The following is a 25,287-nucleotide window of genomic DNA, read 5'->3' on the forward strand; positions in this document are numbered from 1 at the left end:
GGAATGAATATTTTTAGTGGCTTGATAATGCAGCCATTACCCATACAGAATCATTAAAAGCGATTAAACCATTAAATTTCATGTAAATTATCATTTTACTAATGTAACCATGATAGATTCCTAAAGAGGGATTACAAATTTACAGACACGTTCAATAAAATTATTGATTATTTAACTATTTTAGAGGTGAATTACTTGACAGACTCATTGGGAGATTGGAGAAGAACTCATTATTCAAAAAGAATAAGCCCTGAACTAAGCGGAGAAGAAGTTACAGTTATGGGCTGGATTCATGAAATAAGAGACCTTGGAGGAATAATATTTGTCCTCCTAAGAGATAGAGATGGACTTATTCAGATTACTGCCCCAAGTAAAAAAATTACAAAGGAACTACTTGAGGAGATAAGAAAATTAAGGAGAGAATCAGTAATAGCAGTTAAGGGAACTGTGCAGGATTCTTCAAAAGCACCAGGCGGCTTTGAAATTATCCCTGCTGAAGTTAAACTACTCAACGAATCTAAATTACCTCTTCCACTGGACACAACAGAAAAAGTACATGCAGAAATAGATACACGTCTTGATTCAAGATATGTAGATCTCAGGAGAGCATCTGTAAGTGCTATATTTAAAATAAAAAGCAGAATGCTTCATTCTGTCAGGTCTTTCTTTGAAGAAGGGGAATTTATAGAAATAAACACTCCAAAACTTGGTGCATCTGCAACTGAAGGAGGAACAGAACTTTTCCCAATTACATACTTTGAAAGAGAGGCATTCCTCAGTCAAAGCCCTCAACTTTATAAACAGATGATGATGGCTTCTGGACTGGACAAAGTATACGAAATAGCACAGATATTTAGGGCTGAAGAACACGATACTTTAAGGCATTTAAATGAAGCGATTTCCATAGATGCAGAAGCTTCTTTCTGCAATCATGAGGATATGATGAACGTTCTGGAAGGACTTGTACGCACAGCCATTAAAAATGTAAGCGAGCAGTGCGAAGATGAACTTAAAATTTTAGGGGTAGATCTGGAGGTACCAGAAGCTCCATTTGAAAGGGTCGATTATGATGATGTTGTTGACATCGTAAATTCGGAAGGCGTCAGCATGAAGTATGGTGAAGACCTATCTCGAGCAGCTGAAAAAGCTATTGGAGAAAAAATGGATGACTACTACTTCATAACTGGATGGCCAACTGATATAAAACCATTTTATGTGATGCCTGACAGCGAAAACCCAGAAAAAAGCTGTGCATTTGACCTGATGTATAAAGACCTTGAAATATCATCTGGTGCCCAGAGGCTCCACAAGCATGATGTTTTAGTTGAAAGGATTAAAAAACAGGGTTTAAATCCAGCTTCATTTGAAAGGTACCTTGCAGCATTTGAATATGGAATGCCACCACATGCTGGTTGGGGATTAGGTGCTGAAAGGTTTACAATGTGTATCACTGGAGTTAAAAACGTAAGGGAAACTGTTTTATTCCCAAGGGATAGGCGAAGGTTAACCCCTTAACCAACTTTTTCATTCTTTTTTATTCCGAATTTTTCTAATTATTTATTGAATTTGAATACGCTTACTTTTTGTAAAATTAAATTTGTGACATATAAATCTACTAAATTACATTAATCTCTATTTTAAATTATATTCTATTTTAAAACTCACAGATATAACTAGAAAAATTTTATTTTCTAAACATTAATTACTTTTCTACATTTTTATCCATAACGCCGCCGGCTGCCGCTGGCGGCTCAAGCAGTAGGTTGAAGCAGTAATGAATTAAGGTGGAATAATTTAAAATTTTTAACTATTCAATTTTTTAGAGATATATCCTCCAATCATGCCTGGAATAAACCTTTTCCCGTTTATAGATATGGCAACAGATATAAATTCAAAAATACCCAAATTACTGAATCTAAACTGGGTAAATGGCAATGAAAATGAGATTATTAATATTATTAAGCTTGAAAAAATCCCGCTTACCCCTCCAATTATAATATAATCTTCTTTACTTCACTTACAGATACTGCAACCAATCGAGCTACAAAGTTGGATAAGAGTATTCCAAATCATGAAAGGTTAACATAAGTTGAGAAAAGCGAGAAAAAAACCTCCTGTCACGCTTCCTATTATTACAGAAGATAGATCGAATTGGGCCATATTAGTATATTATCAATAAATTGTATCTATCTAGAATAAGAGTATATTACTTAAAGAATCGGCTATTTTTGAATATAAACTTGATTTTCAATATGTCGCCATCAAAAATGTGCTGTAAAATAAACGGCTGATTCATATACTTGAACTAGTCTGAAAACTGTTTTAAGAAAATTAGTTGAGACATATAGAAATTCAAAATAAATAAAAAAAGTAAATTAGATTCCGAGTGGAATCTATGAACTTACGTTCCAAACCTGGGTTCCGTATGGGTCCAGTGCTCCTCCTTCTGAATGTACAAGTTTAAACTGGCTTAAACCTGCACCATTTTCAAAGAACATCTTTGTGAACATGGAATCTTCCAGTTCTTTGTTCATTACCACCATGATGTAGGTGTTATTCTGGTTTATAAGGAGTATACTGAACTGACTGTCATTGGAAACTACCTGGTTCAGTTTTACGCTGCCGTTTTCGACCACAATTAACTTGTGAGGTTCCATTATTTGGGTCTGATTGTTCTGCTGGTACTGGAGACCTGCAGCTATTTTGGTTCCATTTATCTGTGCAACAATAGCGGCTGTGGATGAAAGTGCAGTTCCAACAACGGTCGTACCGTTAACCTGCTGGGTAACTCCCTGTCCTGCAGCGTAGCTGTAACCCTGTCCAGTGTTGTTTTGGAAGTTCCAGTTTCCAAAGTAGGACCACACGCCTGCTTTATTGATCATATCGGTACTTAATATAAGCTCGTGTGGGGCTGGATTATCTGGGTGTGTGTACTGTAACACATTTTGTGCCTGCTCTGTAGTGAAATTGTACTGGCTTGTCAGTATGGTTTGGGCAGCGCTTTTGTCAACTGGTAAAATTTTATCCAGTATCTCTACACTTTTACTTGTATTTCCTGTATAATTTTCAACAGTCGAATAACCTTTATCACCGCTTGAAGTCAGCATCCTGAGTATTCCTACAGACAGGTTTTCATTACTTGTCGTTAACGCCTTTCCAACCCAATATGAACGCGGCGTGTTTTGAGATCCACCATCAGCTGTTACAGGTCTATTTGCAATTGCTGTAAACATGTGTCCAAAGTCCCACCATGAAGTTAAGACTGTATTATTTGATGTGTTGTTTCCAATCCATGTTAATGAATTGTACATAGAATCGTCTGTACCCGGAACTACAGAATTTGCTGTGGTGTATGCCCCATATACGGGGGAATATGCTACAGCTGCAATTACAATTATAACTGCCAGTGTGCAGTATTTAACATTCTGTATATGTTTTTTAATGTAAGGTATCATTAAACCTACAAATAACCCTGCTCCTAATGCTATTGGGAGAGAGAATTGTTCAATGAATCTTGACCCTTGTTTTAACATAAGGCCAGTACCTACGAGCCATACTGCAAATAAAACTGCGTATAATAAGTAATTCTTCTTGGTTTCCAGTATCTGAGGATCTGTAATGATACTGCTTTTTTTAACTTCTTTTTGAGTAACTTCTGCTTTAGTTTTTTTGGCTTTTCTTCTAGGCTTACTTTTCCTCTTTGGTACATTCTGCACATCATTATTTTCTTTTTTAGTTCCTTCTGGTTTTAATTTCCATATTAGCAGTGGAACAACTAAAATACCAAGCACAAATGGTACAATTCCTCCAACTTCACTTACAACTGAAGATATGTCCGGTAAATGGAGTTCTCCAACTGATACGTAGATATTTGGGTAAGAAGAACCTGTGACAGTAGCTTGTAACTGTGAAAAACTAATAGACCCAGTTAAAGAGTTTATAAATCCTGAAGGTCCCCAGTAAATGCTCATTAAAATAGAGCCTAAAACTACAAACACAACCAGTGCAAAGAGCGCACGCTGGTCCATAAGCCATTTAACTTTGTCAGGATATTCTTTAAATGGTTTAATGGTCTTCATTTTTAATAGATAGTTTGAAACTAAAATATACAAGACTGCCACACCAATTATCAGGTAAAACAGGTACCACCAGCCTTCCCATGCTATGGAATAAACAAGCAAAGAAATGGCGGATAAGACTGCATAAATTGATCTGGTCTTGATTTCTTTTGTAAGAATGCTCATGATGAAGAATCCCACGATCATAATTGGGAAGATCATGTTAAACATGTCTGTATCAAAGAATCCGGCAAATGTGTGCATGAAATATGCGGGTGCTAGACCAACTAAAATTCCCGCAGCTATTCCTCCATAATCATTGCTTAATCTTCTCACGAAGAGGTAAGCTGGAATAACTGCAAGTGAAGCTATAAATGGAGCTACCCATATACAAACTTCGTTTAGGGGTACATTTCCAAATAAATTCGCCAGTTTATAGGCAAATGCAGTGACATAAACAATTAACACGTTGGATGTCGCTGATCTGCCGTCGGGGTAGGCAGAATGCAGGTCCCAATTGGTACCATTTATTACGGTATCCCCTAAATAACCATGGTCAAGATAATCTTGGGTCATCCTGTAGTTGTAGTAGGAGTCCATTTCACTGAAGTATGGGAGCCCGTTGGAATCTTCAAATAATGAAGTATAATTTTGAGGCACTCCATTTATATTAACTGCATCAGCCCTTAGGCTAAATGCCAGAATAAACAATAAAACTATGATTATTATAGGTTTAGCTTTAGATAATAGTATTTTTGTATTCATGTTGATCCTCATAAGTTTAATTAGTTCAATTGATATTACAATACGGCTACTCGTCAAAGCATTGATATCGATGCATGATTTGTAATATACTACGTATCCATTTGGTACTGTAGTTTTAGGGGTATTGCAATACGGTTGAGTCATATGTACATGGATATTGGTGTTACCCATGGTGCAAAACATCAATCCAATGAATTAGTGATTTATTTTCATATTATATAAGATGATGCCAAAATTTGACCATAATATGTTATGATAGTATTAAAATTTAATTGAAGATGTATTCTTCACAATATAAAAAACTAATTAAAAGAGAGATAAAGTATAAAAAATATTTAAATAAATTCTATTTTGAATTTAAAATCAAAATCATATTAATTTTAGCATTATTATTCTAAAAAGACGATATTATTAATATTTAAGTATAAATAATTTATTTGTAGTATATTCCCACATTTGCAGTTATAATTACACGATTTGCCATAATTTTCAAACGATATGGATACATTAACAACTCGTATTTCTAAATTTAAATTTAGGGAGTGTTTTTATCAAATTTTTCATCAAATGTTTTATGGGTGTGTTGATATATGATTGAAAAGCAGGCAAAAAAATATTGCAGATATTGTGGAAAATAATTTTAACTTAACTCAAACTTTATTTGTTTAAAATAATAACTGGAGAAATCTTATGAAACTTTATGATATAGTGGTAGTCGGTGCAGGACCTGCAGGGATGATGGCAGCGATAAGGGCTGGACAGCTTGGCAAAAATGTGATGTTAATAGAAAAGAACGATACCATAGGTGAAAAACTTAAAATTACAGGCAGCAGCAGGTGTAATATTACAAATACTGCATCTTTAGATACATTCATGGAAAAATTCGGTAAAAAAGGGGCTTTTTTTAGATCAGCATTTGCTGCTCTTTCTAACAGGAGATTAATGTCATTTTTTGAGGCAAAGGGACTTAAATTTAAAATTGAAGAAAATGGAAGAGTTTTTCCAGTTACAGACAAATCAAGATCAGTTATAAAAGTTTTAAAAGAATACCTATCACGGAATAAAGTTAAAATAAACTACAACACCCAGCTTGTAAGAATTAAAAAGAAAAAAGATTATTTCAGTCTGGATCTAGGAAATGATAATTACATGGCCACAAAAAAGGTTATACTGGCTACTGGAGGCATGTCATATCCGGCAACAGGTTCTACCGGAGATGGATTTAAGGTCGCCCAGAAAGTTGGCCATAAAGTTACACCGCTCAGGCCCGGAATTGTACCTTTAAAAGTCGCTGAAACTCATGTTAAAGAACTGCAGGGGATATCCATTGAAAATGCACGGCTTACTTTTAAGTATGGGAAGAGGAAACTGGTTTCAGGCACTGGAAACATGATTTTTACACATTTTGGAATATCAGGACCTTTAGTTTTAGATTTAAGCAGTCAAATAGTTCGAATTCTTGAAAAAAATGAAACAGTGAACCTTTTCATTGATCTTAAGCCTGAAATGACAGATCAGGAACTGCAGAAAAAAATAATGGATGAATTTGAAAACAGGAGCAAAACTGAGTTTAAAAACCTCATGAAACTTTTCATGCCTAACCGGATGATTCCAATAGTTGCAGAGCTGTTAGATATAGACCCAAAGAAAAAAGTGAACCAGATTAAAAAAGGGGAACGAAATGGGGTTGTAAACTTGCTCAAGGCATTTCCTTTAACAGTAACAGGATCGCTCCCCATTGAAAAGGCCATGGTTACCTGCGGGGGAGTATCAAGAAAAGAAATCAATCCCCAGACAATGGAATCAAAGGTAATGGAAGGTGTCTATTTTGCAGGAGAAATTATAGACTTCTGCGCCCCAAGTGGAGGATATAACCTACAGGAAGCCTTTTCAACAGGTTACCTCGCTGGTGAGATGGCTGCAAACAGTTTAGATAATTAAAAATAAAATAAAGTTAGTACAGTTTTTACTGTCCTGTCTTTTCAATTTTTAAAGTGACGTAGTCGCCTATTTTTCCAACATCTTCAATTGGAACCCTTAAATCTGATCCTAAAATTCCTGAAGATATGTATATTGCTTCTATAGCCCATTTTTCAGTATCTAAATCTAAATCAGAAACTTTTCCAACTTCAAATGCATTTTTATCAATGACTTTTTTTCCTAAAACGTCTGTAGTTTTCATATAAATTTTTCTCCATTTTTATATGTATTTAGATAAAACAGCCTTTTTACCTTTATAATATGGCCTTTAAAATATTTAAACATTCACCTGCTTGTTTTAAATTCTAAATATAATTTTTATTTGCTATTTTTGTATAATATATCACAATCAACCAAAAGATTAAACTTTTTTTGACTTTAATTAAATATATCTAAGATAAAACCTAATAACTTAGTTTAAAGCAATTTATTAATAGTTTGCAGGTTAATTATACATATATAAAGCATACATGGATAATTTGAAGATATTAATTAACAGTAAAGAGTAATCCCTGAATTTTATGGAATTGATCGATAGTTTATAATGAATTATACATAGATAAAGCATAACATGGATGGTTTAAAGATATTAATAAACAGTAAAGAGTAATCAGTGAATTTTATGATAAAAGTAGTGTATGATATTAAAGTTTATAGGGAAGCTTTGAAAGATATTATAAAAGCAGACGATGTTGTAGTGGAACTTGGGTGTCATGTTGGAAATTCCACCAAAATTCTCTCTGAACTTGCACCAGAAGGCAAAATTTTTGCCCTGGATAATAGTCCTGAATCGGTAGAAAGCATGGAAAAGTTATGCCAGGAATACAGTAACGTGGAATTTAAAAAAGCTGATGTAAGGCTTCATGAAACACTGGAATATGTTTTAAAAAAGATCAAAACATGTGATGTATTATCTGTAGACCTTGGAGGGGGATATCACCCAGATACAACTTTCAAGGTATTTTTCATATGGGCATCAAGTTTAAAACCTCGAGATACCATAATAAGAAATAGAGGTCTTCTTGACTTCATACATTCATCAAAAACAGAAGAAATGATAAAATCTGAACATGGTTGGTTGGAATCATCTGGTAAAGATGGTGTCCCGCCAAGGCTGAAAGAATTTACACTCTGGTCATCTAAAATTAAGTAGGAGGACATCTAATGATTGGTAAAAAGATTAGAATTGAAAGAATAATAAACAGAAAGACAGGAAGAACTGTAATAGTGCCCATGGATCATGGTGTTTCCATAGGGCCGGTAGCTGGTATTGGCAATATGTGCGAAACCATTGATGAGGTTGCAAGCGGAGGAGCAAATGCTGTTTTAATGCATAAAGGAATGGTTGGAACTGGTCACAGAGGATACGGACGCGATATTGGTCTTATAATTCATTTATCAGCCAGTACTTCATTAAGCCCTGACCCAGATCACAAAGTACTGGTCACAACAGTTGAAAAAGCCTTAAAAATAGGTGCTGATGCTGTATCTGTCCATGTAAATGTGGGGTCTGATATGGAACCAGAAATGCTCGAGACACTTGGAATAACCTCTGAAATTTGTGATGAATGGGGAATGCCTCTTATTGCCATGATGTACCCAAGGGGTGAAAAGATCGACAGCGAACACGATGTTGATGTTGTGAAACTTGCAGCAAGAGCTGGAGCAGAACTTGGAGCAGATATAATAAAAACAAATTATACTGGAAACCCAGATACCTTCAGGGAAGTTGTCGGCGGATGTCCTGTCCCTGTGGTAATAGCTGGAGGACCTAAAGTTGAAACAAACGAACAGCTCCTTCAAATGGTGAAAGATTCTGTAAATGTAGGGGGAGCAGGTGTTGCAATTGGAAGAAATGTGTTCCAGGCAGAATCACCTAGAAAAACTACAAGGGCTATTGCAGAAATTGTTCACAATAATATGGATGTAGAAGAAGCCCTGAAAATAATTGAAGGGAAATAATTAATATAAATTAAATTTTAAGATTACGGATGGTTTATTTATGAAATTTGCATGGATCATGGCAGAATACCCCAGCTGGGACGAAAAGAAAGGTATCATTACCACAGCACTGGAGTCCGGGATAAACCACGTTGTTGACTTCGATGACGTTGAAAGCATAAAGAAATTGGGAAACATCAAGATAGTCTCAGATAAGGAAGAAGCAGATATAGTCCTGGTAGGTAGAAAAGGTGAAGGGGACGGCACACTCCCACTTCCAGATAGTTTATCTGAGTCCAAAGATTTGGCAGCTATAGGTGAATTGAAAAGTAAAGGAAAAACAGTTGCAGCATATATCGAAATTACAAGTAAAAGACTTGAAGAACTCGCATCTGAAGCTGGAAGATCTGCAGATTATGTGATCCTTGTAGGAAAAGACTGGAAAATTATTCCTTTAGAAAACATTATAGCAGACTTGCAAAAAGAAAATGTTAAAATAATTGCAGCGGTTCCAGATTACGAGGAAGCAAGACTTGCTCTTGAGACATTAGAGCACGGTACAGATGGAGTACTATTATATACCTCAGATATACCTCAAATTAAAAAAGTTGCATCGTTAATTGAAAAAATTGAATCAGAACATTACAACCTTGTACCTGCTACAGTGACCCTTGTAAAACCTGTAGGTTCTGGAGATAGGGTCTGTGTTGATACCAGTTCTATGATGTCAGTTGGAGAAGGAATGCTCATTGGATCTTATTCCAGGGGACTGTTCCTTGTGCACAGTGAATCAATGGAAAGTGAATATGTAGCTTCACGTCCCTTTAGAGTAAATGCAGGTCCAGTACATGCATACGTGATGACTCCAAATAATAGAACCAGATACCTTTCAGAAATTGAAACTGGGGATGAAGTTTTAACTGTAGATAAAGAAGGTAACACCAAAACTGCTATTGTAGGCAGGGTTAAAATTGAAAAACGTCCTTTAATGCTTATTGAAGCAGAATATGAAGATGTTAAAATAAGGACACTGCTTCAAAATGCTGAAACTATACGGCTTGTAGATGAAGAAGGGGAACCAGTATCGGTTGCAGATATTAAAGCAGGCGATAAAGTTATGGTTTATCTGGATAAAGGTGCAAGACACTTTGGAATGTCCATTGAAGAGACCATAATTGAAAAATAGACAGCGCTTAGGTGATATGGGATAAACTGAAGATTATCCCTTTCTAAGCTTAAATAGACATCGAATTCCTTTTTTTTAAATCCATTAAATTTTTGCATAGTTAAATGAAAAAAATTTATGATTATGGGAGGAATAAAATGTCGGATTATGAAGTTGAATTAATTACTCCTGAGGCAAAAGATAGGCTGGCTGATGAACTGGCCAGTGAAATAAGGTTTGAAAGAAAAGCAAATATTCATGGAGCATGTGTAAAGCTTTTAACCGATAATGAAAGCTTTAAAGATGAATGGGAAGACAACTTCAGGTTTATGAATGAAGATGTGCGCCCCCATGCAAAGATATTCTCCATAGAAGATGGGGGAGATCTGCAGGTAATGTACGATCCAACTGCAAAGGTAGCCATAGTGAGAAACTGTGATTACTACGGCTGGATTAAAAGTATAGCGCTTGCTGTAATATCGGATTTTTTTGAAGATTATCATTCAATACACAGAAGATATTCTGTTCATGGGTCTGCTGTGGACTATATGGGGCATGCTATTGCAATAATTGGACCTCCGGGTACTGGAAAAACAACTTTGACCTATGGACTGCTGCAGAATGAAAACTGCAACTACATTTCAGATGACTGGTTCTTTACCCGTTTGTTCAGCAATGCTGCAGTGATTTATTCTTCAGAAAAAAATTCATATATCCGTGATGATCTGGCAGATGTCTGGAAAACTTTTGCAGAGGAAGTTAAGAAGGTTAAACTTGATGTAAAATGTAGAGGAATCGCTGATGTGAGTACATTATTTGATGGGCGTATTAGAGAAACTTCAACACTTAAAACAGTAGTACTCCTTGAAAGGGATGAGAAAAATCCACCATTCCGCCAATTAAATCATGATGAAGCTCTGGATTACATGATAAAGCAGGATTTTTGTAACCCTCACCAGATGATAAGAGATGCGAGGAAATTTAATTTAAGGGTGAACTTTTTTAAGGAATTATTTACACAAAATGATGTATACATGCTGAACACAGTAGAAACTCCTCAAGAGAGTCTTGACAGGATAGTTGCTCTTGCGGAAAGGTGATTTTTATGAGGGCATTTTTAGCTGCAGAAATTGATGAAGAACTTAAAGAGAAGATAGCTGAAGTACAGGAACAATTAAAGGAAGCTGACGCACCCGTAAAGTATGTGGAACCCCATAATTTGCATTTTACATTCAAATTCTTTGGTGAGATAGATAAAGAGAAGTCCGAGGAAATTGTAAGTGCAGTAGAAACAAAAGTCCAGAATTATTCTCCATTTGAACTTTCTATTAAGGGTGTTGGTATATTTCCAAACCCAAGATATATCAGGGTAGTGTGGCTGGGAGTGGAAGATTCAGGTCCATTTTCACGGTTACAGATGGCTCTAGATGAAGATTTCCAGAAAATGGGATTTAAAAAAGAGAGAAGTTACGTTCCGCACCTTACAATGGGCCGTGTTAGAGGCGCTAAAAACAAAGATGCCCTTTTATCCAGGATCGATGAATTGAAAGAGGTAGAAATTGGAAGAATGAGAATTGAAAAACTCTTACTTAAAGAAAGCGTGCTTAAACCTGAAGGGCCTGTTTACACTACAGTAAATGAGTTTGATCTTTAAATTTTTATAAAATTTTACTATTTTACAATTTAGTAGAATTTTAAATGAAAATTACAATTAATTTAATATTTATATTTAATTTTATTTATTTAACTTAATTTGGTGAATATTTTGGAAAATATCGATTTTAACAACATACTGAATGTAATAAAGCCTACACAAGAGGAAAATGAAAAAGTAAAGTCATTATCAGACAGGTTAATTAATATTATAAACAGGATTGCAAAAGAGAACAGTATTGACGCGGAGGCAACACTTGTAGGTTCAGTGGCCAAGGGTACATGGCTTTCAGGAAAAGCTGATGTTGATATTTTCATGAAATTCCCGCTAAGTACTTCAGAAGCTGATTTAAAAAGATATGGGCTGGAGTTAGGGAGTAAATGCATCGATGAGATGCATGGAAAGCATGAACTAAGATATGCGTCTCACCCATATATTACTGGATTTATTGAAGGATTTGAGATTGATTTTGTACCCTGTTATATTATTAAAAGTGCTGAAGAACTTAAATCGGCAGTAGATAGGACTATACTTCATACGGAATATGTGCTTGCAAAATTGAGAGAAAAACAGAAGGATGAAGTTCTGCTGCTTAAAAAATTCATGGGGTCCATCCATACCTACAGCGCAGAATTCAAAGTCGGCGGATTTTCAGGATACCTGTGTGAACTTCTAATAATTCATTACGGCTCATTTTTAAATGTTTTAAATGCTGCAAGCAATGAATGGAGACCTAATTATAAAATAGATATTGAAGAGTATGGAACTGGTGAGCTTTTCAGTGAACCACTTGTAGTTATTGACCCCACCGATAAAAACAGGAATGTTGCAGCAGCTTTAAAGCTTCAAAAGATGTCTGAATTTATTGTTGCATCACGGAATTTCCTGACTAATCCAAAAGAAGGATATTTCTTTGATAAATATGTTGAAATAAATAAAGATGAAATAAAAACTGAATTTGAAAGCAGGGAAACTAAAACGTGTTTAATCAGGTTCAAACCGCCTGAAATCCCGGCAGATGCCCTTTACCCCCAGATTAAAAAGACTGAAAATTCTTTAAAGGGAGTTTTAGAAAGGGAAGATTTCAAAGTATTTAATGCAGATTCATGGACTGATGAATCTCAAAACGTTATCATACTGCTTGAAATGGAAATATGGAAACTTCCGCGTGTTAAAAAACATTTAGGTCCATTTGTTTGGTCAAAAGGCCACCAAATCAAGTTCATGGAAAAATACAATAATAACGCATACGTGGAAGAAAACCGATGGGTTGCAGAAGTTGACAGGAAATATAAAGAGGTTAAACCCTTCCTTGATAATATTTTAGTTGAAAACAAGATAGGTTTCCTTAAATTTGGGAAACACATCAAGGCCGAGATTTTAAAAGAATATGAAATAGTGGATATCCTGGAATTTATGGGGTCTGACAAGTGCAGTGAAGATATGCTGCTTTTCTTTTACGAATATCTAAATAAAAATGTCTATCTGTGGAGATAAAATCAATCATTTCTTTCCCACACAAATTTAGGCACCGCATCCTTAAATGGGTCAAATGTTTCAATATTTTTAACTTCAGTACATCTCATGCTGACCTTAGAATGTAAAGATGAAGGGAGCCTGAGAATCCTTTTAAGGTCAATTGAAACTTTTCCATCGACTAAGCTCATGTTCAATGATGCTATGCTGCTTATAAGTTTATTATAATTTCTAGCACCTGTTTTTGGGTGATTAGGGTCTAATTTATTTAAAAAAAGTCCCCATTGATCATTTTCCATTAATTTTCTATTTTCAAGGGTTTTATTAAGCAAATTTTTACTGATGCCTTCAATTTTAGAGTCTTTAGTTAAATGGAGGATTGAATATTTGATTCTGTCTGTGAATACCTTTGGATATCCGAAAGGAATAGAATAGTGTCTGAGGGTGTAAATTTGGTCTCTGCTTTCATACTTATCATTTGGAACATCTGCTCCTACAACGTATTTTAAAATTTGAGACCTCACATCACTATCCATTTCCATAACAGACTCATCAAGAACACGTATATGATATCCTCTACCAGAATAGCTCAGGTGGATATTTTTTAAGCCTAAATCACTTTTTAAAGTATCTATAATGTTTCCTACAATTTCTTTAGCTTCATTTAAGCATATTTCGCAGACATTATCACAGTTGCATGTCCTGATGGGAATGTCTTTAGCATCGACGTCAAAAACAAGTTCGGCCTGCATCCATCCATCTCTTTTACGCGGTTTTTCGTAAAAAGCAACTGAACAGTAGGCTGCAAAGGGAGTTTTAGATCTCATAAAGCGTTTAAGATATTCTGGGGAATTAAAAGTTTTGTACCTGTCATTGGGACCTCTTCCAAAGTGGTCGAATCCAAATTCACGGTTTTCAAGCTGGTCCAATATGAAATCAGGGACCTGATTAACATCCCATTCTTCTTTGTAGTATATCCTGCGCTCTTCGGGAGTGGCCTGTTTAAAAAATTCCATGAGTTTACCCTTTCTTTAATTATTAATTTTATAATCTGATTAAATAATTCATTTCTCCCTCATTTTTCTGTTGTAATAAGAGAGGGGATTGGTTATGCCTTTACATGTCTTATCTGGTTTACATAGATTTGGCATGTTTAATTTAACCTTTTCACAGCTCATTGGAGTGTACCATGTTGTTTCCCCTTCGTGTTGAAGGTTTAGGTTATCATTCATTCCAAAGCCAAGTTTTGCATTGATATTAATCTTTTCCTGAGGTTGATCATCAAAAAGCGGTGGGCTGCACCTATCTGCGGAGTCATAAATCATTGGTAAAATTTCATTTTGCGTGATTTTGAGGTCTGCATCAACATCAGACACCTTTAAAGTTGTGTTTCTCATGAAAACTGAAGGGTACAACCTTGCATAAGATAAAAAAGGTGTTAAAAACAGGACAATGACTTCATTTCTCCCGCCTGACTTAATCCCATCTAAAGCTTTTCTAATGCACGGCGGGAACTTTTCAACATTTAACGGCGAAGCTTCAACGTCTCCTCCACCATCTCCACCACCATAATATCTTATTTCTTTGGATAAGGCATCGGCCACTTCTTCTGCAATCTTTAAGAGGGTTGCATTGGGTTCTACTTCACGCCCTGCAATTTCATGCACGTTTTTTATGTAGTTTTCAGTGTTCTGCATGATCATTTTGATCATGATGAGTTCCTTAATCCTGTTTCCAATGAACACGTTGTACATTCTTTCAGGCTGTTGGAGTTTTACAACATCCCCAAAGTATTCCATGAAATCTTCCTGGTCTAATATGACATTTCCATCTTTTAAAACTAAATCTTGAAGGCTAATTTTCTTTGAACTTAAAAGATCAGCCAGTGATGTCCATTTAATTCTATCCTGAACAATGAGAGTATTCATTATTTTCTCTACAATTTCTAACCGGTCTCTTTCATAAAGCTCTTCAAGCCTGTTTTCAATGATCTGTCCCTGCAGTTCTGATACTGCTCGACTTTCTCTGGAATTAGGGCCGTATTTAATCCCAACGGCCTGACAAAGGATATAAAATGCAATTACGTCGAATTTTGCTATTTCAGGATAAAATAAGAAAGCATATTTTTTGTGATTATATTTGGGATCGCTTTTTTTATCAACGTACCATTCTACTCTTTTAATCACCAGATCAACATAGCTTTTGGGTATATAAGCATCATCGGATATTTCTTGAGCTGTAATTGAATTAACTGCATCTATAATGTCATCATTTACATCAAATATCCTGTCTAAATCCCCTCCATCTTCCCTGACTATTTGTTTTCCTTCATCAGATAAAGGATTTATAAAGGACATTGGTATCATACGATTAATGCTTTCTGATTCTCTTCATTATAAATAGTTACTGTATAGCTGCCTCCATGTAATATGAATTTCACAAAAGGAGTACCCTCATATAAGAATACATAAATATGACACGTGATGTAAATAAATATTTTAAAGGGTTCCACTTAAAAAAAGATAGGTGACTTTTCTATTTTAAATTAATATGAAAATAGAAAAATAATATATATTTAAATTTAGAAATTTTATATAAAACATATTGATTATTATTTCAGCTTTTAAGGGCTTTTATATCTTATTATAATTTAAATCATGAATTTCAAGGTCTAAAGGCTTTGTTGTTCATTTTAATAAAGGAGGAACAAATTTGAGTAAAGTATTTATTACCAGTGCGCTGCCCTATGCAAATGGGCCCTGCCATTTAGGGCATTTGAGATCGACATATATTCCAGCAGATATCTACGCACGTTATAATCGGATGAATGATGTTGATGTCCTGTTTGTTTGTGCAAGCGACGAACATGGAACGCCTATTGCAGTTAGGGCAGAGCAAATAGGAAAATCTCCTAAAGAAATTGCAGATAAGTTTCATAAAATGATAAAACATGACCTTGAGCTATGTAATATTTCTTTTGATAACTTTTCAAGGACCACAGATCCCCTTCATTACGAAATTTCACAGAACTTTTTCTTAAAACTTTACGAAAAGGGTTATATTTATGAACAGGTCATTAAACAGCCTTACTGTAACACATGTAAAAGATTTTTACCTGACAGGTATGTAGAAGGTATTTGTCCCCACTGTAAAGGAGAAGGGGCAAGGGGAGACCACTGTGAAACATGTGGAAGGCATTTAGACCCAATTCAGCTTGAAGAACCAACATGTCTTATATGTAGTTCTACTCCTGAAATTAAGGAGTCAAAACAGTACTTCTTTAAGTTAAGTCATTTCCAAGATGATTTAGGAGAATGGATAGAAGGAAATGATGAATTACCCCCAAATGTTAAAAACTATGCCTTTCAGTGGATAAAAGAAGGTTTAAAAGATTGGATACTTACAAGGGATATGGAATGGGGAATTCCTGTCCCACTTGAAGATGCTGAAGGCAAAATAATTTATGTGTGGGGTGAAGCTTTCCTTGGATACATATCGTCGGCTGCACAGTGGAGCCGGAGAGAAAATAAGCCGTGGGAAGATTACTGGAACGATAAAGCAATTCACTTTATAGGAAAAGATATTATATACCACCACTCTATATTTTGGCCTGCATTACTTATGGGCTATGGGTGTAAACTACCTGATAACGTTGTTGCAGGGGCATATCTTTCGCTTGAAGGCCGAAAAATGTCTACAAGTAAAAATTGGGTTATATGGGCCTCTCAGTTCCTTGAAAAATTTGATTCAGATATAGTAAGGTATTACCTGACTATTAACGCGCCGCTTGGCCGTGATACTGATTTCTCATGGGATGACTTCCAGCGCCGTGTAAATGATGAACTTGCCGACGTGCTTGGAAACTTCATACACCGAACTTTTACATTTACAAACAGGTTCTTTGACGGAAAGATACCGGAACCGTCGAAATTTGACGAGTACGATGAAGAATTTAAAAACAGGATATTAGGCATTCCAGATGTAGTCTCAGAAAATATTGAGCATTTTAAATTCAGAGAAGGTCTTATTGAAATAATTAGACTTGCAAAGTTCGGTAACAAATATTTCAATGACAAGGAACCCTGGAAAGCTGTAAAAGAAAATCCTGAAGAGGCGGCAAATTGTATTTACCTGTGCAACCAGCTTGCAAAAGTTCTTTCTGTCATTTTAACTCCTTATATTCCAGTCAGAGCTTCTAAAATAATGGAAATTATGAATTTAGATGTAGAAGAAACAAACAGCTGGAAAACAGCAGGTGAATTTGTTCCAGCAGGCCATGAAATTGGTAAACCGAAACCATTATTTTCTAAAATTGATGATAGCATAATTAAAAAAGAAAAAGAAACACTTTATGATAATTTAGAGGAAACTGAAACTATGAAAGACATTATAAGTATAGATGATTTTGCAAAAATGGATTTAAGAATTTCTGAAATAATTGGAGCAGAACGTGTTGAAGGCTCTGAAAACTTATTAAAATTAATGGTAGACACTGGTGAGAAAAAAATACAGGTTGTCGCAGGCCTTGCTAAAAAATACGCTCCAGAAGAGATAAAAGGCCAGAAAGTTGTTGTGTTAGTTAATTTGAAACCAGCAAAATTATTCGGAATAAAATCGGAAGGTATGATACTTGCAACTTCGGACAGTTTAAGTGTTTTAAGTGCAGATGCCCATGTTGGTGAGAAAATAAAATAAACCTTACAAAATTCTACGAATTTTGTACGCCTGAAATCAAAGATTTTGAGAGCTGTCAAAAATGCAAAGCATTTTTGATGCCAGAAAAATCAGAGATTTTTCGACGGCTTGCAAAATTTATAATTTTGTATAATTGAGCCCTCGAAAAATGACTTTCGAGCGCTATTTTTTTATAAAAGTATAGTTTGGGAACGAAATGAATGAATCTGTTTTAATTGCACGGGCTGAGAAATTTCTTGATAAAATAAAACGTCAAAGGATACAAGTAGAAGAACTTAGGGATTTCGAAAGCTTTATTACAGTTTATCATTACTTAAAGGAAAATTTAGACGAGCTGTATGAACTTAGAGATACCATGGAGATCAAGGGTTATAAAGCTCCCTACAGGTCTTTAATTAGATCTTCTCGTTCCTCAATTACTGAATTAAAAGCTGAAGAAATGCATGATGTTTCAAGGCAGACTCAATACTTTAGAATGAAAGCTGCCGCCAAGAAAAATATTTTAGATCGGGTCAAGTCATCTATTGCATCTCATAAAATTGCAATTGGGCATCTTGAAGAGTTTGCAACCATAACCTGCAGTACATGTAAAAAGAAGTTTAAAAGGCACGAAATTGAATTTGTGGAGTCTGGAACATGCAGCTGTGGAGCTACAGATTTAATATTAGAAAAAAATGACCACGGTGTTTACAGGTTAGGTGCACTCAAATATTTGCCTTTATCTGGTGAATATATGGTGAGAATGTCTGACTTATCACCTATGGGAAGAGAAGCATTTCGCAGCATCGTTAGAGTCCTGAAACATGAAAAAAGAGGAATAGTTAAAACTGTTTCTTTAGTGGTTAAGGTACTGGAAGACGGCAGGTGGATTAGAAAAAGAGTCAATATGGATATGGATGATGAAATGAACTATGAACGGGAAATTCGAAAGAAATACGGCCGTAATGCACGTATCGAATTTCTGCAATTTCACAGAAAAAAACCCGCCATTATAAATGATAAACAGGTTCAAACAGCTCTTTCAATTGCATATGTAAAATTTGCAAAGGAAATAGTGGACGGAATTCTGGATAACGTCATGGATAAATTTTTAAAAAATAGAAATAACGTTGAAATTTATGATAATGCTCTTAAAACGGCATCAGATATTGCAGGTTCAATAACCTCGGATATTGAAGATGAAGAAGACATAAAGAATGAAAAATTAAATGAAATTCTTAAAGAAAACAACCTCATGGATGCCAACGATATTATAAATAGACAGCTTGAGCGTGATCTTCAAACAAGAAACAGGATTAAAAGAAAGCTTTTTGTTGAAGTACCAAGAGTTTTTATTTTATGGGATATTGTTAGATATTATTTAACCACTTCCTACGATAGAAGGAATAAATACTCAGGACCCTTCCCAAATCTTCGCCCAAATCTGGATACTAACCAGTTGAAGGCATTTGTAGATTTTGATAAGCAGGTAGTGGGAATTTTGAAGGAATATACCGATGAAAAAATTGAGTATATTGAAGACATGAAGGAAGTAATAGCAAAAAAATTTGAGATTGAAAATAAAATAAAGGGTCTCCATGTTAAGTCAAATCCACCTGCAGTGGGGGCTGCAATTTTAAATATTACAGGAAAATTATCTATTGAAGTTGCATCTGATATTTTTTCAGTTGATCCAGTGAATGTAAAAGCAGAAAAAGAAAAAATTGAGACATTTGGAAAGCCTACGTCTAAACGTGCTCAAAAGTTCCTGGAAATGATTAAAAAATGACAGTGGAAAATTTATGAATTTTTAATCAGTAAATTTTAACTTAAGTATTTAGAAAATTATAACATACGGTGGTAGTTTGGGTGAAGATGAAAATAATGAAATTTATGTAAAAAGAGCATTATCTTCACAGGTGATCATGGAGCTTCTGGATAGATATCCAAATCTTAAAAAGATTAAAGTTCCAAGCAGCTTATACCCTAGAACCTCAAAAAAATATTTAGATGCACTTTCTGAACTGGGAATTGAAGTTGAACCAGTTATCAAAAGGGGTAGGCCCAAGAAATATGGTAGCAACGAAGCTGAACTCGTTCAAAAAATGATTAATGAAGGTGTTAGCCCAAAAGATATATCTGATGAGCTTGAAATTCCTTTAAAGACAGTTTATTATCTCAAAGGTACTAAACTAAAAAGAGGTAGGAAACCAAAATATTCTAAAGAGACGGAAGAGAAAATTAAAAAGTTACGTGATGAAGGTCTTAGAGCAAAGGATATATCTGAAAAGCTAAATATTCCTCTTAGAACAGTGTACTGTCTTATAAAAAGATAAATTATGTGGAGGATGTTCTTAAATGATTATATTTGGGAAGTATTCTTCTTAAAATGGTCTGCTGTCTTACGGTGATGGATAAATTATGTGATGGTTAAAGGGGATATATCTGAAAAGCTAAGTATTTAGAACAGTGTACTGTCATATAGCGATGGATTGTTGACATAAATAAACTTAATTAACTTTCAGAAAAAACAAGTGATATAAAACACGGTGGTTCAATGGCAAATATGTTTTTTGGCGATTATCAGATGTTACTATTAATTTCAGGTATTTGCGGATTAGTTGCATTCTCAATGACTTTTTTAACTATGCCTAGATTAATAAACAAATTAAAAGATGCGGAAATAGTTGGTAAAGATATTCATAAACCTACGAAGCCTATTGTGGCAGAAATGGGCGGTATTGGTATCTTATTTGGTTTTGTAATTGCAATGTTTGTTGGAATTTGGCTATATCCTGCTTATCATTATCAGTTTTTAATAACATTAATTGTAATTCTTTTGGTAGGTCTTGTGGGCATGGTTGATGACCTTGTAGTTTTATCATCCAAAGAAAAATTGATTTTACTCTGGCTTGCTGGACTACCGATTATGTGGATTGCCCCTCCTAACGTGGGAATTATTTACATGTTGTCTATGCCTATAGCAGTTTCTATTGGTGCTAATTTAACGAATATGCTGGCAGGACTAAATGGAGTTGAATCAGGTCTTGGTGCAATAGCAATGATTTCTCTTACCATTTCTGTTATTATAATGGGCAAATATAACGTTGCCATAATAACTATGGCTATGTTGGGGGCTCTTCTTGCATTTTTATTTTATAACAGGCACCCTTCACGTGTTTTTCCAGGAGATGTGGGAACCCTTATTATAGGTGCATGTATTGTACTCGTGGCGTTTATAGGACGTGTAAAGATCATAGCCCTTATTGTACTTCTTCCAAATATAATTGACGCTACCTTGAAATTTTACAGCGCAGGGGTTGTTGAAAGACATCACCATGCTCCAACTGAAGTAGGTGATGATGGAAATCTGGTAGCTCCTGATGGCGGTTTTAACTCTCTCATAAGGTCTGTTTTAAGAAGACCTATGCCTGAAAAGAACGTAGTTGCAATTGTATGGTTTATTGGTATAATTTTTGGAGCTATCGGGATAATTTTAGCATACACACTAAATTCAATGATAATTTAGGTAGATACCTACTGAATCATATCCATGTAACATCTGTAGTTGTAAGTACGTATCTATTTGAAAAAGCAGGATTAAATAGGTCATTAGTTTGATTAAACGTGCTAAATGATCCACAAATACTTTTTCGCACGTAAAAATTCACACGGTCTCCTAAAACATTTCTATCGCTAATATCTGTAACAGAAGGTGCCGATGCAGATATTCTAAGCTGTATTTTTGTTTTATTATATTTTTCATCAAATCCCTGGTTTGTGTAGTCTATTTTTATAATTTTCACGCTACTTGGATTTAAAAGCCTCATGTGTTCTATTGTGTAATTTTTAAATGTTTCTTCGGGGTAAATCGCAAAACTGTCTGTATTCGCCCCTTCTATTGCCCCACTTCTTGCTGAAGACATGACCTGATTCAATTCATTGTCAGTTCCTAGAAATGAAGCAATTCCTAAAATTAGTATCAGGATAAATCCAATTATCATGATAAGTTCAAGGGATACCTGGCCTTTAAGTTCCATAAAATCTGATTTATTATTAATACATATATAATTGTTTGTCTTAAATTAAGATCCTGTAATTACTATCCAGTTGTATCCTTCAGAGCCATTTACATTTTTGATAATATATGCTGAGCCGCAGTGCATGGTAATTTGTGATTCATCCAATAAATAAGAATTTGAAACTTTTTTGGGAATGATATAAGCTTTGCCGGTCATTCCACCTATTGTAACATAAACGCCTGATGAATTAACATTTATAAAATATTTTTCGCCTGTAATGTCATCCGGCAAACTGATATTAGCTGAATGACCTGTTCCGCTGGAATAAACCTTGTTAATTGCTTCTGCAACATTATCTGCAGTCATCCTTGCTTTTGATAGTTCTTCTGTTTGTGAAGTAGTATCTATCCTGCTTGATACAACGCTTACTATGCTTCCAGCTACAATAATAATTAAGAGTGTTGCAAATATCAGGTCAACAGTCATTACTCCTCGGTCATTCATAGTTTCACTATATTACTAATTATATATATAGTAATAGTTCCGAGATGGGAAGATCTGGTCGAAATTAAATATTTTGTTTTTAAAATGGATAATATGACTAAATAACAATTAAATATATAAAAAAGATGCTTAATTAAGTTTTTATTAATTATTTATATTTTAGAGACGCTTTATACAATTAAGTAGTAATAATGTAGTTTTTATTTGATCAAAAATGGGTCTAATAAATTAATAATTATTTTTAGGATATAATAATTAAAATTGCTCCAAATAGATGGTTAAAAGGCATTATTCCATGATTATCCACAATTTTAATATATTAATAATTACATATAATAGTAATAGTTTTCTTTTAGGAGGTGGACGTATCAAGCCAATAGACGGCTTTAATCTTCTGGTAACTCTTCAAGGCCACAAAGATTCACATGCAGGTGAAGAATTAGTAGGAATAGAAGAAATAGAACTAGCACTTTCGAGCTACGAACCCGTTCTTTATATAAAAGAATCACAGTACCCCAATGTTGTTTTGGTGGAATTGACTATGGATCCTGAAGAAGCAGTAGCAATATTAAGCGAAGCTCCAACGACAGTAGTATCTAAGGTTGTTCCAATTGATGCAGTCATTAAAACAAGAATGGATTCTATTTGGGAGAGAGCAGTGCTAATTGCAAGAGAAAAGATGAATTCAGATGATTCATTTGTAGTGAGGTGCGATTTAAGGGGTAGAGAATACATAGAATCAAAGAATGAACTTATTGAAATGGTAACCAATGAACTGCTTAATAACATGGATATTAGAGCGGACGAAATAAATCCAGATTGGATTGTTCAAATCGAAGTAGTTGGCGAAGATACTGGAGTCAGCGTTTTAAAGCCACATCAAATTTTAAAAAAGATTTAGAGATTTTTTATGTATGAGATTTTCTATTTTAGAGGCGGTCTATATAAATTTGATGAACTGGTTGAGTACATAGAAGACGTAGGGGGAATGGTACTTCGCAAAGACTGCTTTGAGCTAATTCGCGGAGAATATTTCCTTGCAAACGAAGTCCATGTACTTCTTGTAGTACCAGAAGAAGAAGTTGAAAATACTAAAACGTTAATTGGGGAGATTAAAGGAACAGCCCATGATGCGGAAATTACAGAAGAACAAAAAAAGACACTACTTGCATATCTTTCTATATATGATTCGCTAAACAGGACAGATAAGTGGACTGAAGAAAAAAATATAAAAGACGCCATTGCATGTCCCTGTTATGCGTTGTTATGTAACCAACTTGAAGATGAAGAGTGTCAACTGGATGCTGAGTTAAAACAAATACTCTCAGAAATGTGTACAAACGGTGTCATTGAATACAAAATATCTGCTGATGGAAAATATGAATATCGTCTTAAAAAGACTGATTAAACCTGATTCTGTAACTTATTTATATTAAATAGATAAAAGTTAATTCTATAAAAAAATTTAAGGGATACCATGAATGCTTCTACCATTGTAATTACTGGAATTATCGTTATTTTCATTGGGATCGTTCTTATACTTATTGGAACAGCTCTACAATCTACGTCTCAAAATGAGGAGGTCCATACAGGGGGAGTAATTTTAATAGGTCCTATCCCCATCATATTTGGTAATGATAAAAGCTTGATTCTGGGGGCAATGATCTTTGCTGTTGTAATTATAATTTTGTGGTATTTGCTGATTTACAGGGGTTTAGTCTGATTTAATTTTATTTTTTTTAAAATTCTTATTCTAACTTAAAAATATCAATTTAATTATTTTGTTTTATATTGAACCGTTGCACGAAATTATTGTAATTTGACCATTATAAGCTGGTTTTGCAGGTGTCTATAATTTAAATAGTGACACATTTTCTAATTTGTAGAAATATTACATTTTGTGATACACATGCACTAAAATAAAAATAGTAATTATTCAATTATGATTAAAATTTTAGCTGTAAAACTAAAAATGAATATGATGGTTTAAAATTTAAACCTTTTAATTTATGGCCTAACTATTATCAACATTTCGAACTATTTTAATTTTTTATGCCAGTTCCATGCAGTTTCTATAATTGTAGACAGTTCATCATATTTAGGCTTCCAGTTTAACTTTTCTTTTGCTTTATCGGAACTTCCAACGAGAATTGGAGGATCTCCTGCTCTTCTTTCTGCTTCGACTGCCTTGATATTTTTACCTGTGACCTCTTCTGCTGTTTCTATAACTTCTTTTACAGAAAATCCATTTCCATTTCCAAGGTTAAAAAAGTCGCTTTCGCCGCTGTTTTGAAGATATTCGAGAGCTAAAATATGTGCTTCTGCCAGGTCCGTGACGTGTATGTAGTCTCTAATACAGGTACCGTCTGGAGTGTCATAATCTGTTCCAAATATTTTAATATCTTCCCTTCTTCCAGCTGCAACATCAAGGATAAGTGGTATTAAGTGAGTTTCAGGGTTATGCAGTTCACCAACTTCACTTTCTGGATCAGCACCTGCGGCATTGAAATACCGAAGTGATGCATATTTTAACCCATATGCGTCACTATAATCTTTTAAGACTGTTTCTACCATTAATTTACCCTTTCCATAGGGATTAATTGGGTTTTGTGGATGGTTTTCAGTTATTGGGATTTCAACAGGATTTCCATAGGTTGCACATGTTGAAGAGAACACGAAGTACTTTACATTTTCCTCAAGCATTACTTGAAGTAGATTTAAAGTATTTTTAACGTTATTTGTGTAATATTTTTGTGGATCTTCTACAGATTCTCCAACATATGTAAATGCAGCAAAATGCATCACTGCTTCAATGGGGTACTTCTTGAAAACATTGCGTATATCGTCTATGTTACCTAAATCTCCCTTTTCAAATGTTCCCCATTTCACAAAGTCTCTGTGACCATAGCTTAAATTATCGAATATAACAGTTTCAATTCCTTTTTTGTTGATTTCTTTGTTTAAATGAGATCCGATGTATCCTGCTCCACCTACAATTAATATCATTTATTTAACTCCTATTTGCGGTTTTTTTAGTTATATCTTTTT

At 34.6% G+C, this 25,287-nt stretch carries 23 protein-coding genes; 16 read left to right on the forward strand and 7 right to left on the reverse strand.

What is annotated here, in order from left to right:
- Positions 1–195 precede the first annotated feature (195 nt).
- The gene (aspS, locus tag EJ01_RS06865) at positions 196–1,515 is read left to right on the forward strand and encodes an aspartate--tRNA(Asn) ligase (RefSeq protein ID WP_048081155.1); all 1,320 of its coding nucleotides are present in this window, start codon (positions 196–198) and stop codon (positions 1,513–1,515) included.
- A gap of 325 nt (positions 1,516–1,840) precedes the next feature.
- Positions 1,841–2,002, forward strand: a complete 162-nt coding sequence (locus EJ01_RS17245) for a hypothetical protein (protein ID WP_157203585.1) — start codon at positions 1,841–1,843, stop codon at positions 2,000–2,002.
- Positions 2,003–2,393: 391 nt separating this feature from the next.
- Here the strand turns inward: EJ01_RS17245 and EJ01_RS06870 are convergent, their stop codons facing one another.
- Complete coding sequence (locus EJ01_RS06870; RefSeq protein ID WP_245611167.1) at positions 2,394–4,994, reverse strand: dolichyl-diphosphooligosaccharide--protein glycosyltransferase subunit STT3; 2,601 nt, start codon at positions 4,992–4,994, stop codon at positions 2,394–2,396.
- A gap of 519 nt (positions 4,995–5,513) precedes the next feature.
- Here EJ01_RS06870 and EJ01_RS06875 point away from each other — a divergent pair.
- On the forward strand, positions 5,514–6,764 hold the full coding sequence (locus tag EJ01_RS06875; protein ID WP_048081153.1) for a BaiN/RdsA family NAD(P)/FAD-dependent oxidoreductase: 1,251 nt from the start codon (positions 5,514–5,516) through the stop codon (positions 6,762–6,764).
- Between the two features lie 25 nt (positions 6,765–6,789).
- Here EJ01_RS06875 and EJ01_RS06880 read toward each other — a convergent pair whose 3' ends face one another.
- The gene (locus EJ01_RS06880) at positions 6,790–7,005 is read right to left on the reverse strand and encodes a PRC-barrel domain-containing protein (protein ID WP_048081152.1); all 216 of its coding nucleotides are present in this window, start codon (positions 7,003–7,005) and stop codon (positions 6,790–6,792) included.
- A 420-nt stretch (positions 7,006–7,425) separates the two neighbouring features.
- Here EJ01_RS06880 and EJ01_RS06885 point away from each other — a divergent pair, with 420 nt between their 5' ends.
- From EJ01_RS06885 to cca, 6 genes are all read left to right on the forward strand, one after another.
- On the forward strand, positions 7,426–7,956 hold the full coding sequence (locus EJ01_RS06885) for a class I SAM-dependent methyltransferase (RefSeq protein WP_048081151.1): 531 nt from the start codon (positions 7,426–7,428) through the stop codon (positions 7,954–7,956).
- Between the two features lie 11 nt (positions 7,957–7,967).
- Positions 7,968–8,765, forward strand: coding sequence for a 2-amino-3,7-dideoxy-D-threo-hept-6-ulosonate synthase (locus EJ01_RS06890; RefSeq protein ID WP_048081150.1), 798 nt, complete (start codon positions 7,968–7,970; stop codon positions 8,763–8,765).
- A 40-nt stretch (positions 8,766–8,805) separates the two neighbouring features.
- Positions 8,806–9,930 carry a 3-dehydroquinate synthase II gene (locus tag EJ01_RS06895; protein ID WP_048081149.1) on the forward strand — a complete coding sequence of 375 codons (1,125 nt, stop codon included), beginning with the start codon at positions 8,806–8,808 and terminating at the stop codon, positions 9,928–9,930.
- 137 nt (positions 9,931–10,067) lie between these two features.
- The gene (locus EJ01_RS06900; RefSeq protein ID WP_048081148.1) at positions 10,068–11,009 is read left to right on the forward strand and encodes an HPr kinase/phosphorylase; all 942 of its coding nucleotides are present in this window, start codon (positions 10,068–10,070) and stop codon (positions 11,007–11,009) included.
- Between the two features lie 5 nt (positions 11,010–11,014).
- Positions 11,015–11,563 carry an RNA 2',3'-cyclic phosphodiesterase gene (gene thpR, locus EJ01_RS06905; RefSeq protein ID WP_048081147.1) on the forward strand — a complete coding sequence of 183 codons (549 nt, stop codon included), beginning with the start codon at positions 11,015–11,017 and terminating at the stop codon, positions 11,561–11,563.
- Between the two features lie 102 nt (positions 11,564–11,665).
- Positions 11,666–13,060, forward strand: coding sequence for a CCA tRNA nucleotidyltransferase (gene cca / locus EJ01_RS06910; RefSeq protein WP_245611168.1), 1,395 nt, complete (start codon positions 11,666–11,668; stop codon positions 13,058–13,060).
- Between the two features lie 2 nt (positions 13,061–13,062).
- Here the strand turns inward: cca and priS are convergent, their stop codons facing one another.
- Together priS and EJ01_RS06920 are read right to left on the reverse strand one after the other, a co-directional pair.
- Positions 13,063–14,055, reverse strand: coding sequence for a DNA primase catalytic subunit PriS (priS, locus tag EJ01_RS06915; protein ID WP_048081146.1), 993 nt, complete (start codon positions 14,053–14,055; stop codon positions 13,063–13,065).
- A gap of 48 nt (positions 14,056–14,103) precedes the next feature.
- The gene (locus EJ01_RS06920; RefSeq protein ID WP_245611169.1) at positions 14,104–15,396 is read right to left on the reverse strand and encodes a DNA primase; all 1,293 of its coding nucleotides are present in this window, start codon (positions 15,394–15,396) and stop codon (positions 14,104–14,106) included.
- 355 nt (positions 15,397–15,751) lie between these two features.
- Between EJ01_RS06920 and metG the strand changes: the two genes are divergently transcribed.
- The 4 genes from metG (at position 15,752) to EJ01_RS06940 (ending at position 21,242) form a co-directional block, all read left to right on the forward strand.
- Positions 15,752–17,734 (forward strand): methionine--tRNA ligase, encoded by a 1,983-nt coding sequence (gene metG / locus EJ01_RS06925; protein WP_048081144.1) that lies wholly within the window; start codon positions 15,752–15,754, stop codon positions 17,732–17,734.
- A 196-nt stretch (positions 17,735–17,930) separates the two neighbouring features.
- Positions 17,931–19,502 carry a DUF530 domain-containing protein gene (locus EJ01_RS06930; RefSeq protein WP_048081143.1) on the forward strand — a complete coding sequence of 524 codons (1,572 nt, stop codon included), beginning with the start codon at positions 17,931–17,933 and terminating at the stop codon, positions 19,500–19,502.
- Positions 19,503–19,578: 76 nt separating this feature from the next.
- A complete protein-coding gene (locus EJ01_RS06935) occupies positions 19,579–20,049 on the forward strand; it encodes a helix-turn-helix domain-containing protein (protein WP_245611170.1) in 471 nt (156 codons plus the stop codon).
- A gap of 221 nt (positions 20,050–20,270) precedes the next feature.
- Positions 20,271–21,242 carry an MraY family glycosyltransferase gene (locus tag EJ01_RS06940; RefSeq protein WP_052375925.1) on the forward strand — a complete coding sequence of 324 codons (972 nt, stop codon included), beginning with the start codon at positions 20,271–20,273 and terminating at the stop codon, positions 21,240–21,242.
- 16 nt (positions 21,243–21,258) lie between these two features.
- On the opposite strand, the gene EJ01_RS06945 is transcribed toward EJ01_RS06940, so the two are convergent.
- Positions 21,259–21,753, reverse strand: a complete 495-nt coding sequence (locus tag EJ01_RS06945; RefSeq protein ID WP_048081142.1) for a hypothetical protein — start codon at positions 21,751–21,753, stop codon at positions 21,259–21,261.
- A 45-nt stretch (positions 21,754–21,798) separates the two neighbouring features.
- Complete coding sequence (locus EJ01_RS16450) at positions 21,799–22,239, reverse strand: hypothetical protein (RefSeq protein ID WP_052375926.1); 441 nt, start codon at positions 22,237–22,239, stop codon at positions 21,799–21,801.
- A 295-nt stretch (positions 22,240–22,534) separates the two neighbouring features.
- Here EJ01_RS16450 and EJ01_RS06955 point away from each other — a divergent pair, with 295 nt between their 5' ends.
- The 3 genes from EJ01_RS06955 to EJ01_RS06965 all read left to right on the forward strand — a co-directional run bounded on the left by EJ01_RS06955 (position 22,535) and on the right by EJ01_RS06965 (position 23,962).
- A complete protein-coding gene (locus tag EJ01_RS06955; RefSeq protein WP_048081141.1) occupies positions 22,535–23,140 on the forward strand; it encodes a THUMP domain-containing protein in 606 nt (201 codons plus the stop codon).
- A gap of 9 nt (positions 23,141–23,149) precedes the next feature.
- Positions 23,150–23,647, forward strand: coding sequence for a methyl-coenzyme M reductase family protein (locus EJ01_RS06960; protein ID WP_048081140.1), 498 nt, complete (start codon positions 23,150–23,152; stop codon positions 23,645–23,647).
- Positions 23,648–23,716: 69 nt separating this feature from the next.
- Complete coding sequence (locus EJ01_RS06965; protein ID WP_048081139.1) at positions 23,717–23,962, forward strand: TIGR00304 family membrane protein; 246 nt, start codon at positions 23,717–23,719, stop codon at positions 23,960–23,962.
- 314 nt (positions 23,963–24,276) lie between these two features.
- Here EJ01_RS06965 and galE read toward each other — a convergent pair whose 3' ends face one another.
- Positions 24,277–25,245, reverse strand: coding sequence for a UDP-glucose 4-epimerase GalE (galE, locus tag EJ01_RS06970; protein WP_048081138.1), 969 nt, complete (start codon positions 25,243–25,245; stop codon positions 24,277–24,279).
- Positions 25,246–25,287: the final 42 nt, after the last annotated feature.

Source organism: Methanobacterium veterum, assembly GCF_000745485.1.
GTDB classification, from domain to species: Archaea; Methanobacteriota; Methanobacteria; order Methanobacteriales; family Methanobacteriaceae; genus Methanobacterium_D; species Methanobacterium_D veterum.